The organism is Marinobacter piscis (assembly GCF_007671655.1).
Classification (GTDB): domain Bacteria; phylum Pseudomonadota; class Gammaproteobacteria; order Pseudomonadales; family Oleiphilaceae; genus Marinobacter; species Marinobacter piscensis.
Map to the genome: position 1 here is coordinate 1,205,851 of NZ_VCGX01000001.1, position 11,982 is coordinate 1,217,832.

General features: G+C 57.1%; 11 protein-coding genes and 1 tRNA gene. 3 read left to right on the top strand and 9 right to left on the bottom strand.

The window, feature by feature from the left end; all coding sequences use genetic code 11:
- Positions 1 to 3: 3 nt before the first annotated feature.
- The 5 genes from FFI95_RS05520 to rpsU all read right to left on the bottom strand — a co-directional run bounded on the left by FFI95_RS05520 (position 4) and on the right by rpsU (position 5,740).
- The gene (locus tag FFI95_RS05520; protein WP_186311965.1) at positions 4 to 1,200 is read right to left on the bottom strand and encodes an IS4 family transposase; all 1,197 of its coding nucleotides are present in this window, start codon (positions 1,198 to 1,200) and stop codon (positions 4 to 6) included.
- A gap of 314 nt (positions 1,201 to 1,514) precedes the next feature.
- Positions 1,515 to 1,591, bottom strand: a tRNA-Ile gene (locus FFI95_RS05525).
- 99 nt (positions 1,592 to 1,690) lie between these two features.
- On the bottom strand, positions 1,691 to 3,526 hold the full coding sequence (rpoD, locus tag FFI95_RS05530; protein ID WP_144821363.1) for an RNA polymerase sigma factor RpoD: 1,836 nt from the start codon (positions 3,524 to 3,526) through the stop codon (positions 1,691 to 1,693).
- Positions 3,527 to 3,646: 120 nt separating this feature from the next.
- Entirely contained in the window at positions 3,647 to 5,374 is a 1,728-nt protein-coding gene (gene dnaG, locus FFI95_RS05535; protein ID WP_144821364.1) for a DNA primase, read from the bottom strand.
- A gap of 150 nt (positions 5,375 to 5,524) precedes the next feature.
- On the bottom strand, positions 5,525 to 5,740 hold the full coding sequence (rpsU, locus tag FFI95_RS05540) for a 30S ribosomal protein S21 (RefSeq protein ID WP_007153483.1): 216 nt from the start codon (positions 5,738 to 5,740) through the stop codon (positions 5,525 to 5,527).
- Between the two features lie 239 nt (positions 5,741 to 5,979).
- Between rpsU and tsaD the strand changes: the two genes are divergently transcribed.
- Positions 5,980 to 7,038, top strand: a complete 1,059-nt coding sequence (gene tsaD / locus FFI95_RS05545) for a tRNA (adenosine(37)-N6)-threonylcarbamoyltransferase complex transferase subunit TsaD (RefSeq protein ID WP_144821365.1) — start codon at positions 5,980 to 5,982, stop codon at positions 7,036 to 7,038.
- Positions 7,039 to 7,041: 3 nt separating this feature from the next.
- On the opposite strand, the gene plsY is transcribed toward tsaD, so the two are convergent.
- Positions 7,042 to 7,632: a glycerol-3-phosphate 1-O-acyltransferase PlsY gene (plsY, locus tag FFI95_RS05550; RefSeq protein ID WP_144821366.1), complete on the bottom strand. Its 591-nt coding sequence runs from the start codon at positions 7,630 to 7,632 to the stop codon at positions 7,042 to 7,044.
- A 139-nt stretch (positions 7,633 to 7,771) separates the two neighbouring features.
- On the opposite strand from plsY, the gene FFI95_RS05555 reads away from it, so the two are divergent.
- Positions 7,772 to 8,128: a dihydroneopterin aldolase gene (locus FFI95_RS05555; RefSeq protein WP_144821367.1), complete on the top strand. Its 357-nt coding sequence runs from the start codon at positions 7,772 to 7,774 to the stop codon at positions 8,126 to 8,128.
- A complete protein-coding gene (gene folK, locus FFI95_RS05560; RefSeq protein ID WP_144821368.1) occupies positions 8,128 to 8,652 on the top strand; it encodes a 2-amino-4-hydroxy-6-hydroxymethyldihydropteridine diphosphokinase in 525 nt (174 codons plus the stop codon). The genes FFI95_RS05555 and folK overlap by 1 nt, the downstream gene beginning before the upstream one ends.
- Here folK and pgi read toward each other — a convergent pair.
- From pgi to panB, 3 genes are read right to left on the bottom strand one after another with little or no spacing between them, the layout of a single operon-like run.
- Positions 8,635 to 10,302: a glucose-6-phosphate isomerase gene (pgi, locus tag FFI95_RS05565; RefSeq protein WP_144821369.1), complete on the bottom strand. Its 1,668-nt coding sequence runs from the start codon at positions 10,300 to 10,302 to the stop codon at positions 8,635 to 8,637. The genes folK and pgi overlap by 18 nt on opposite strands.
- A gap of 33 nt (positions 10,303 to 10,335) precedes the next feature.
- Positions 10,336 to 11,184, bottom strand: a complete 849-nt coding sequence (gene panC / locus FFI95_RS05570; RefSeq protein WP_144821370.1) for a pantoate--beta-alanine ligase — start codon at positions 11,182 to 11,184, stop codon at positions 10,336 to 10,338.
- Positions 11,181 to 11,975, bottom strand: coding sequence for a 3-methyl-2-oxobutanoate hydroxymethyltransferase (panB, locus tag FFI95_RS05575; protein WP_144821371.1), 795 nt, complete (start codon positions 11,973 to 11,975; stop codon positions 11,181 to 11,183). The genes panC and panB overlap by 4 nt, the downstream gene beginning before the upstream one ends.
- Between the last annotated feature and the right edge of the window lie 7 nt (positions 11,976 to 11,982).

Consider the following 11,982-nt stretch of genomic DNA (forward strand, 5'->3'; position numbering starts at 1 on the left):
TTGCTACTCGCCGCATAGGCTCTGCTCCCTGACTTCCTCGCGAAGTCGTGCTCGGAGGGTTGTCCAAGCAGGCCAAGGCACGGCGTCGGGTTGATGACGACGAAGACATTCCAAGCCCAGGCGCCACACGGAAAGCACGCTCCGGTGCCGGATACTGTTGCTCTGATAGCGCCGCTGTTGCCCCCGGGCTCGGACATCCAGGCCGGCCACCATCATGGCCACGTTCGCCAACATGGCGATCAGCAGCAGGACCTCGATGCGCTTGCCCTGGCGAGACTGATGCATGCCGAAGCCCAGCCCGAACAAGGGACTTTTGACATCGCGGAACCCTTCCTCAATCTGCATGCGCTGTCGGTAGATCGTTACCACTTTATTCGCCAGCGTTGAGCGGTCCGGCAGATTGCTGACCAGCACCCAGGGCTCCTGCTGACGCCGGGCGATCGTCCGGCTGCCGCCGTCCCGAGAGATCCGGCCTTGTTTATTGCGATGCTTACGTCCCCGTGGCGGTCGATAATAGAGCACCATCTGAGCGCGGAACGGATGGTTTTCGGCGATCCGGACGGAGCCCCACGCCTGCGGTTCCGATGTCGCGTGTTGAAACAGGGTCTTCACGGGTTGCCATGCTTCGCCTGACGCCTGGTAACGGGCGGGCTGACGGACCCGTCCAACGATATACCAGCCGCGCGCTTCAACGGCCCGAAACCACGGGTTACGAAAGCCGGCATCGGTCACCAGGATCGGCGTGGCCTTGTCGGGAAGGAACCTTGCCAGCGCATCCAGCAGATAGGCTTCACAGTATGGGCATCCTTCCTTGTGATGAACCTTCTCGAAGATGGGCAGCGATCGCCCGGCGAAGGGCACCGCCGCACGCAGCAGGAAATGCCTGCCGCGGTCATCAATCGGCGACCAGTCCACCAGAATCAGTGGGCGCGTTGTATGGCCGATCAGCAGCGAGGCCATGAGCCAATAGAACAGCGGTCGTTCCTGATGAAGGTGAGGGTTGCCTAATAGTCGATCGACTCGTTTGATGGCGTGCTTGGCATCCGTCGAGCTCGGCAACGCACGGCCAATGGCCGTTAATCCCAGACGTCGCTCGCCCAGCAGAGCGCCAACGGTATCGAGGACGGTCTGTAGCCGCTTGGCATGGATCACGGAGAGTGAAGACGTCAGCAAGTTATGCAAGAATCGAGGGGCCTGCATGGGTCTCCTTCGCATGTTGTTGTGTGTCGTAACTCACAACATGCATGACTCATGCAGGCTTTTTCAATCCTATCATGCTGATTTTATTACCCATTTCATGGGGATTCCTCAGATCTTAAGCCAGTTTTGCACGCTAGAGTTGGATGGTTTTGGTTTTAAGTTACGAGGGAGGTGTCGGGCCAACGCGAGGGTAGAGTAACGTTCAGAGCTGGTTACTCGAAGGGCTGTGAGGTGTTTTATTGCAGTTTAGTGTCCCATTTGTGCACCAGAAACAACAAAGCCCGCTCGAAAGCAGGCTAAGTGTTTGAAAATACTGGTGGGCCCAGGCGGACTCGAACCGCCGACCAAAGGATTATGAGTCCTCTGCTCTAACCAACTGAGCTATAGGCCCGTGTAAACAGTTTGTGCTTTGCAGGGAGTTCCGGGAAGGGGAAGCAAAGCGGGCGCCATTATACCGATGAGGTAGGGCGCCCGCCAGTGTTGTTGCAAATTATCCCTGATTTCCCTGATCGTCGATGAATCCGCGCAGGTGGTCGGAGCGGGAAGGGTGGCGCAGTTTGCGCAGAGCCTTGGCTTCAATCTGACGAATCCGCTCACGGGTTACATCAAACTGTTTGCCCACTTCTTCCAGTGTGTGGTCAGTATTCATCTCAATGCCAAAGCGCATGCGCAGTACTTTGGATTCGCGGGCGGTAAGGCCCGACAATACTGAGCGTGTGGCCTCACGCAGACCTTCTGCGGTTGCAGAATCGACCGGAGAAAGCGCCTGGATGTCTTCAATAAAGTCGCCCAGGTGGCTGTCTTCATCATCGCCAATGGGGGTTTCCATGGAGATGGGTTCTTTGGCAATTTTCAGGACTTTGCGAACCTTGTCTTCCGACATTTCCATGCGCTCACCCAGCTCTTCAGGCAGAGGCTCACGGCCCATTTCCTGAAGCATCTGGCGGGAGATGCGGTTGAGCTTGTTGATGGTCTCAATCATGTGCACCGGTATACGAATGGTGCGTGCCTGGTCCGCAATGGAGCGGGTGATGGCCTGACGGATCCACCAGGTGGCGTAGGTAGAGAACTTGTACCCACGACGGTACTCAAACTTGTCGACCGCTTTCATCAGGCCGATGTTGCCTTCCTGAATCAGATCCAGGAACTGCAGGCCGCGGTTGGTGTATTTCTTGGCGATGGAAATAACCAGACGCAGGTTGGCCTCCACCATTTCCTTCTTGGCGCGGCGTGCCCTGGCCTCGCCAATAGAAACGCGGCGGTTAATCTCTTTAATATCGGCGACGTCCAGATCCACTTCAGTCTGTACGTTCTGAATGCGCTTCTGGAGGCGGACGATATCATCAAGGCGCTCTTCCATTGCGGCTGCGTAGGGCTTCTTGCCTTTAACAATCTGTTCAGCCCACTCGGGGTTTGCCTCGTTGCCCGGGAAGGATTTGATGAACTCTTTGCGCGGCATTTTGCATTCCTGCACGCAGATCCTAAGGATTGCGCGCTCGTTTTCGCGCACAAGGTCGTTGGTGGAGCGAACCACGTTCACCAGTTCATCGAAGGCTTTATTGCCTAGTTTGAAAGGTGCAAACGCCTCACCCAGCTCGTTCAGCGCGGCCTGGGTTTTCTTGTCTGCCCGGCCATGTTTGGCCAGCAGGTCTTCGGCAACCGCCAGTTTTTCCCGGATGAGCTCAAAGCGCAGGCGGGTCTCTTCAGGATCCGGACCGCTTTCCGGCTCTTCTTCTTCCTCGTCATCAGCTTTGTCTTCTTCCGAGGTTTCCGGCTTGGGCGCTGGCTCTGGCATGAAGGGCTCGGCGCCGTCCGGGTCGAGAAAACCGGTTACGATGTCGGTGATGCGGCCTTCGTTTTCAATAATGCGATCGTAGGCCTGAATAACCGTGCCAACGGTGCCGGGAAAGTGTGCTACCGCCGCCATTACATCGCGAATACCCTGCTCAATGCGCTTGGCGATAACAATTTCGCCTTCGCGGGTCAGCAGTTCCACAGTGCCCATTTCGCGCATGTACATGCGTACAGGATCGGTGGTGCGGCCAGCGTCAGATTCCACAGCGGCAAGCGCGGCAGCGGCTTCGGCAGCTGCGGCTTCATCAGCCGTGGAGTCGCCGTCGGTCATCAGCAGAGTATCAGCGTCCGGTGCCACTTCGGATACCTGAATGCCCATGTCGTTGATCATCCGGATGATGTCTTCAACCTGGTCCGGATCGGCAATGTCTTCCGGGAGGTGATCGTTTACCTCGGCGTAAGTCAGGTAGCCTTGTTCCTTGCCTCGTGCTATGAGGTCTTTCAAACGTGATTTCTGCGAATTGCCTGACATAGACACCCTGTGAACTCGCTTATGTAAATAAAAATGAAACAGCCATTATAGCTGTCGCTCAAATGCACCGCTACTTAATGCTTATTAGATGGTGACTGGTGCGTTAAGTTTCAAGTGCTGTTAGTGGGGAGTCCCCGCGCTCAGCTGTCGCAACTCCTGCCGTTCTTCAACGGTAAGGTTTGCAAAATTTCGTAACAGTGCCGCCAGGCGTTGTTGCCTGGTCGATTCCTCATCCGGGCTGAGAAGCTCCCTGGCTGCGGCCAGCGTGCTTTCCCGTGCCGGGATATGCTCAATGCCATCAAAAATAGTATAGAACTGTTTGCGCGCTTCGCCATTCAGGGCGAGGGCGGTTATAAGTGATTTCCGGTCCCGGAGATCGTGTTCTGCAATAAAGCCGGCAAACTGTCTGGCCTGGTTATACTGGCGGGAACTGCGTGCCAGTTCGATGACTTCGCTGGCCAGGTCCGGCGCCTCAAGCAGCGCAAGGCACAACAGGCTGTCTTTGCTCAGTTTTACATCAATGCGTTCTTCGGGAATGCGATCCCGCTGTTCGCCTTTCCACTTGCTCCATTGCTTAGGCGAGCGCTTCTGCCACTGGGAACGGCCGCCGCACAGGCGTAGCATCTCGTGCCACATGGCGTCCCGCAGGGTGCTTCTGGGCATTTTTTTCAGAAGCGGTTCTGTACGGGCCTTCAGCTCACCCCGGTTTTCCGGTAATTCCAGGTCCAGGCCTTCACTCTGGCGGTCAAACAGATACCGCGAGAGGGGCGTGGCACCTTCAATGCGTTTCTGGAACGCGTCCGGTCCTTCTTTGCGTACCAGGGTGTCCGGATCTTCGCCTTCGGGCAGCATCAAAAACTGCAGGTGAAGGCCGTCTGTCATCAGCTCCAGGGCGTTTTCCATTGCCCGGTCGGCCGCCCTGAACCCGGCCTGGTCGCCGTCAAAGCAGAAGACGATGTGCCGGACCTGTCTTAACAGGGCCTGAAGGCTATCCTGGTTTGTGGCTGTGCCCAGGGTGGCAACGGCGTAATGAATGCCGTGCTGGGCCAGCGCAATCACGTCCATGTAGCCTTCTACAACCAGCAGCTTGTCGAGCTGTTTCAGCGCCTGCCTGGCTTCAAACAGGCCGTATATCTCCCGGCTTTTGTGAAAAACGTCGGACTCGGGAGAGTTTATGTATTTGGCCTTGTCATCACCGAGTGTGCGTCCCCCGAAAGCAACGGTTCTGCCACGGGTGTTGCGCAGAGGGAACATGACCCGGTTGCGGAACAGATCCCGCGGCCTGCCGAATTTATCGGACACAGTGCCGGTTTCTATCAGCGGCCCCTGCAGGTCTTTGCTTGCGGTATCGAACAGTGCCGTACCGGCGGCAGGCGCATAGCCCACGTTGTATTGCCGGATGATATGTTCGTCCAGCCCACGCTGTTTAAGGTAGTCCCGGGCAAACGACCCCTGGTGGCCCTGCAGTGCGGTCTGGTAAAAGTGGCTGGCAAAATCCAGCGCATCTGTCAGAGTCCGGGCCTGCTGGATTTCCTGCTTGACGGCTTTGTCGTAAGGTACTTCCAGTCCGACCCGGCGAGCCAGTTCTTCAACGGCCTCGGTAAATCCCATCCCCTCAAATTCACGCACAAAGCTGATGGCGTCGCCGTGAGCGCCACAGCCGAAGCAATGATAAAAGCCTTTATCCGGCCTTACATTGAAAGACGGTGTTTTTTCATCATGAAACGGGCAGCGAGCCTTGTAGCTTGCTCCGGCCTTTTTGAGCGTTATACGCGAGCCCACCAGCTCTGCCAGATCTACCCGGTCGAGCAGGTCTTCAACAAAGCGTTGGGGGATCATTCCGCTCATGATGGCTCCGACTTCAGGCTCTTGGCGTGCGTGACCAATAGCCAAAAATGCCGCCGAAGCCAGGCCCCGGCGGCATTTTCAGGTCGCTCTGTGCAGCCCGCGGCTGAACAGGCAATCAGTGCTTTGCAGTCAAGCGGCGTCTGAAATAACTCAGTACAGACGCTCGAACTTGCGCTGCTCCCGCTGAAGCTTCTTGAGATGACGCTTAACGGCAGCGGCTGCTTTACGCTTACGAACAGCGGTCGGCTTCTCATAGTGCTCACGACGACGTACTTCTGAGAGGACGCCTGCTTTTTCGCAAGAACGCTTGAAGCGACGCAGTGCTACGTCAAACGGTTCATTCTCTTTCACTTTAACAGCTGGCATTCGACAATCACCTACCTGGATATATTCAGTTATATTTAGATGCATATCTGGCGCTGCCAGATAGCGTCGACCCTGGTCAGATTGGCTAAAACTCGACCAGTTCCTGATTTAGGCCGGCAATGATAGCGCCAGGTCAGGGTCAGGTCAATGTTTGTTCGATGAAACAGCGTGTGAGTTTCGGGTTTCTGCTAGAATATGCCTCGTTTATTCATTTACGCCAACCAATGTGGCCAGGTTATATGTTGATTCTGGGTATTGAAACCTCCTGCGATGAAACCGGAGTTGCGCTGTTTGACACAGAGAAAGGGCTGCTGAGCCATGCTCTGTTCAGTCAGACTGATATGCACGCTGATTACGGGGGCGTGGTGCCAGAGCTGGCATCCCGCGATCACGTTCGCAAGTTATTGCCTCTGTGTGATCAGGTGCTTGCAGAGAGCGGGCTTTCCCGGAGTGCTATTGATGGTATTGCTTATACCGCCGGTCCGGGCCTGATCGGAGCGTTAATGGTGGGTGGATCTGTGGCCCATGCTCTGGGCTTTGCCCTTGGCATACCTGTTCTGGGCGTGCACCACATGGAAGGGCATTTGCTCGCTCCCATGCTCGAGGAAAACCCCCCCGCTTTTCCGTTCGTTGCGTTGCTGGTCTCGGGTGGCCATACCCAGTTGGTGCGTGTGGATGGTATCGGGCAATACCAGATGCTGGGTGAGTCGGTGGATGACGCCGCCGGGGAGGCCTTCGACAAAACGGCGAAAATGTTGGGGCTGGACTACCCGGGTGGTCCCCGGGTGGCGGCGTTAGCCGAAAAAGGTACGCCCGGACGTTACCGGTTCCCCCGGCCAATGACGGACCGGCCAGGGCTGGATTTCAGTTTCAGTGGCCTGAAAACCTTCACGCTCAATACCGTTAATGCAGCCAGGCAGTCGGAAGAGGGTCTGAGCGATCAGGTGCGTGCTGATATAGCCCTGGCATTTGAAACCGCGGCGGTGGACACGCTGGTGATCAAGTGCCGGCGGGCTCTGGAGCAGACCGGCTGCGACCGTCTTGTGATTGCCGGTGGTGTAAGTGCCAATAAGCGTTTGCGTGCAGGACTTGAGAAAATGGCGACCAAGCTGCGCGCTCACGTATTTTATGCCCGTCCGGAGTTTTGCACGGATAACGGGGCCATGATTGCGTACGCCGGTGCCCAGCGAATGCTGGCCGGTCAGCGTGACGGGGAGCGCATTGTCGCTGTGCCCAGGTGGCCAATGAATGCTTTGCCATCGCTGGCGGAGGCTCGCCAGGCGGGGCTGGTTGACTGATTGTCAGAGGCCGGTTTCCCGCCCCTGGGCCAGCCGGATCAAATTGTTGCGGTGGCGAACCACAACCAGAATCGCCAGCAGGCCGAACATTGGCAGGGTGTCCGGTTCAAGGATCGCACTGATAAGTGGGCCGCTGAGGATGGCTGTTACCGAGGCCAGTGCAGAAATCCGCCAGCGCCATAACACCAGCAACCAGAGGATGGCCATTACCAGAGTGGTTACTGGCGCCAGTGCCAGCCCGGCGCCCAGAGCAGTGGCCACGCCTTTACCGCCTTTAAACCGGTAGAAAACCGGGATCATGTGGCCGGTAACCGCGCACAGGGCAATGATCGCCTGGGCCAGGACTGACAGCCCCGCGCTGTATGCCAGCCATGCCGGCAACCAGCCTTTTGCCGCATCCAGAGCCAGGGTGGCCAGTGCCGGTAACCAGCCACCGGTACGATAAACGTTGGTGGCGCCCGGGTTGCCTGACCCCTGTGCCCGCGGATCCGGCAGGCGCCACAGCCGGCTGACCGGTATGGCAAATAAAACCGAGCCGGCAAGATAGGCTGCCAGACACAACAGAACAGTCATCACCGGATCACTCACGGGCATTATCAAGTCTCACAGACGAAGACGAACAAGGGTCATGTGTGCGAAAATACCGGCCCTCAGTTTACAGGCCTGTATGTTCACACTATCCGCAGTCTGTATGTTATTCAATTGGCAGTGATGGAATATTCCGGGAGCACTCTTGGCAGACAGCGTATTGATTGAAGGTCTGATGATAGAGACCGTGGTGGGCGTATACGACTGGGAGCGGGAAGTCACCCAGACACTGGTGGCAGACCTGGAAATGGCCTGGGACAACCGTGTTCCCGGAGCGTCAGACAATGTTGCCGATGCGCTTGATTATGCCCTGGTGAGTGATCGGGTTGTCGGGTGTCTGCAGCAGTTGCAGCCAAAATTGCTGGAGCATGGTGCCGAAGTTCTGGCCCGGGTGCTGCAGCAGGAGTTTGGTGTTAGCTGGGTACGCCTTAAACTGCGCAAGCCCGGGGCCGTTCCGGCTGCGCAGTCTGTGGGAGTGTGCATTGAAAGGGGAGTTCGGTAATGCCAGATCAGGTTCCGGTTTATATCAGTATTGGCAGTAATATTAACAGGGAGTGTCATGTTTCTGCGGCCCTGGATGCCCTGGAGGATTGGTTCGGGGCGCTGGAGATCTCGCCTGTGTATGAAAGCGAGGCGGTGGGGTTTGATGGCTCGCCATTTTATAACCTGGTTGTCGGCATTCGAACAAACCTGTCAGTCGGTGAGCTTTCACGGTATTTCAAGCAGCTGGAAGCGGAAAACGGGCGCCGGCCGGAAGCTCCAAAGTTCAGCGCCCGGACGCTGGACCTTGATATTCTCACCTATGGTGAAGCCGTAGGCCGGATGGATGGCGTTGAGCTGCCCAGAGCTGAGATCCTGAAGAATGCCTTTGTGCTTCGGCCGCTTGCTGATCTGGCGCCCGGGGTTAAGCATCCGGTGTGTCGAAAAAGCTACCGTGAGCTCTGGAAGGCTTATAACGCTAACCAGAAGCTCTGGCCGGTGAGCTTCAGCTGGCAGGGCAGAAGAATCTCAAGCGCCGTTGGCTGAGCGGAACAGGCGGATCAGGTGGTCTGTGGCGCTGTCACTGGCGTTATCTGCCGAAGCATCCGCCGCCCCCAGCAGTCTTGGAAGAATGCCTTCCCCCAGTTTCTTTCCCAGCTCCACGCCCCACTGATCAAATGAGTTAACCCCCCAGATAGTTCCCTGCACAAAAGTACGGTGCTCGTAGAGGGCGATAAGTGCGCCAACGGTTTCCGGTGTTACTTTTTCCATCATCAGGGTGTTGCTTGGCTGGTTGCCCGGAATCACCTTATGGGGCGCCAGCCGCTCTATCTCTGCTTCAGCCATGCCGCTGGCGGCCAGTTCGGCCTTTGCTTCGTCGAGGGTTTTGCCAGCCATCATGGCGCGGGACTGACCCAGGCAGTTCGCAAACAGCTCGGCGTGGTGGGTTGCCACCGGGTTATGGCTTTGCAGGGGTATGATAAAATCGGCCGGAATCAGACGGGTACCCTGGTGAATCAGCTGGTGGTAGGCGTGCTGGCCGTTAACGCCAACGCCACCCCAGATCACCGGGCCAGAGTGATACTGCAGGGGGAGTCCTTGCAGATTCACCCGCTTACCGTTGCTTTCCATATCCAGTTGCTGAAGGTGTTCCGGCAGGCTTCGCAGGTACTGGTCGTAAGGTAAGATGGCATGGGTTTCCGCACCCCAGAAGTTACCGTACCAGATGCCCAGCATGGCCATGATTACGGGCATGTTTTTTTCCAGCGGTGTATCGCGGAAGTGGGTGTCCATGGCATGAGCGCCAGCGAGTAGGGCGCGGAAATTATCCATGCCTACGGAAAGGGCAACAGGAAGCCCGATAGCAGACCACAGAGAGTAGCGCCCGCCAACCCAGTCCCACATGGGAAAAATGTTATCCCGAGCAATGCCGAATTCCTGCGCCGCCGTCTTGTTGGCGGTAACGGCCATAAAGTGGCTGGCCACCGCCTGAGTGTTGCCTGTGCGCTCAATGAACCAGTCTTTGGCGGCTCGGCTGTTCTCAAGCGTTTCCCGGGTGCCAAACGATTTCGACTGCACCAGAAATAGTGTGGTTTCAGGATGTACATTTGCCAGGGTTTCACAGATTTCTGTGCCGTCAATATTGGCGACATAGTGACAGTGAATGCCCGGGCTCTGGTACGGCTGCAGGGCTTCGGTGACTAACCTGGGGCCCAGAAAAGAGCCGCCGATTCCAATGCTGACCACATCGGTAAAGGCTTTGCCAGTATACCCGGTGCGTGCCTGGCTCCGTACTTCCTGCACAAAGCTTTCCATGCGGGCCAGGGTTGCCTCAACCTCGGCACTGATGTTCTCGCCATCGACCATCACTCTGTCGGTTCCCGGGCTGCGTAAGGCGGTATGCAGAGCCGGACGGTTCTCCGTTGTGTTCACCCTGTCACCACGAAGCAGAGCGGCACGGCGCTCTTCCAGCCGGCAGCCGCGGGCCAGTGACATCAGCCCTGCGTGCACCTCTTCCGTGAGCCGGTTTCTGGAGTAATCCAGAGACAGCCCGGCCGCCTCTACGAAATAGCGCGCTGACCGGTCCGGGTCGTCTGCAAACAATGCCCTCATCGACCGGTTTTCCAGCCGTTCCCGGCAGGTTGCAAGCGCCTGCCATTCAGGTAGCGAGGTCAGAACAGGGTGTGGTGAGGTCATCTAAGAGTCCCTTCCTGGTGGTTTTCCAGTATCTCAGCGTGTTACCGAGAGGTTATCAATCAGCCGGGTAGTGCCCAGAAACGCTGCGGCCAGCAAGGTGACATGCTTGTCTTCCCGGGTTGCTGGTTTCAGGGTCTGGCTGTTTGCGATATTAAAATAATCCAGGCGCAGGCCGGCCTCGCGAAGCTGGTCTCCTGCTTCCTGCGAAAGCTCCAGGAAGTCTTCACGTCCCGCGGCGATTTTTGCAGCCGTTGCCTGAAGTGTCTGGTAAATTACCGGAGCCAGCTGGCGCTCCTCTTCCGACAGGTAGCCATTGCGTGAGCTTTTGGCCAGGCCATCGTATTCCCGTACGGTTGGCGCACCGATCACTTCAACGGGCAGCATCAGGTCCTGGGTCATTTTGCGAATGACTGCCAGCTGCTGGCAATCTTTCTCACCAAACACGGCCACATCTGGCTGTACCATGTTAAACAGCATGGAAACCACGGTGGCGACGCCTTCAAAGTGCCCGGGACGACTGGCGCCACAGTGGCCGTCACTGACTTCCGGAACCACGACACGGGTGTGCCTGGCCAGACCTTCCGGATAGATTTCTTCAACCGATGGCGCGAACACCAGGGTGGTGCCGGCATCGCACAGTTTTTCCTGGTCTTCATTCAGTGTGCGCGGGTAGGTGTCCAGATCTTCGCTGGCCCCGAACTGCATGGGGTTCACAAAAATGCTGGTGACCACAATGTCTGCCGCCTCTGCCGCCTTGCGTACCAGTGATATGTGGCCTTCATGCAGGTTTCCCATAGTGGGTACCAGGGCAACTGTTTTTTCCTGCTGCCGGTAACCACGAAGAATGGTGCGTAGCTCTTTGAGTGAGTTAACGGTTCTCATGCTTTGAACGTATGCTCCTCGGCGGGGAAAGTGCGCTCGCCCACAGCTTTCGCATAGGCAGCAATGGCGTCCTGAACAGAGTCGGCCTCGGCCAGGAAGTTTTTCACAAACCTGGGTACGCGGCCGGTTGTCATGCCCAGCATGTCGTGTACCACCAGAATTTGCCCATCTGTCTCTGACCCGGCACCAATCCCGATAACCGGTGCCTTGACGGACTGGGTAATGCGGGCGGCAAGAGGGGCGGGAACGCATTCCAGCAGAATGATGTCCGCCCCTGCAGCTTCCAGTTCGCAGGCATGCTCAATCATTTCCTGGGCCGTCTGCTCATCCCGGCCCTGGACCTTATAGCCGCCGAACTTGTTAACAAACTGCGGAGTCAGGCCGAGGTGAGCACAAACCGGAACAGCCCGCTCGCTCAGAGCGGTTATGGTGTCTTTCATCCAGTCCGTGCCTTCCAGCTTGACCATGTGGGCGCCGGCCCGCATAAGTTCAGCGGCATTATCCAGCGCAGCGTCAATGGTGCCGTAACTCATGAAGGGCATGTCGGCCATGATCAGCGAGCCCCGGTTACCTCTGGCAACACAGTCTGTGTGGTACACCATCTGCTCCATGGTGACCGGCAGAGTGCTGTCGTGCCCCTGGAGAACCATGCCCAGGGAGTCGCCAATCAGAATAACATCCACCCCGGATTCACTGACCATCTGTGCAAAGGTGGAGTCATAGGAGGTAAGGGCGGAGAATGCCTCGCCTTTTTGCTTGTATTCTCGCAGGGTATTGATGGTAACAGCCATAGAATCC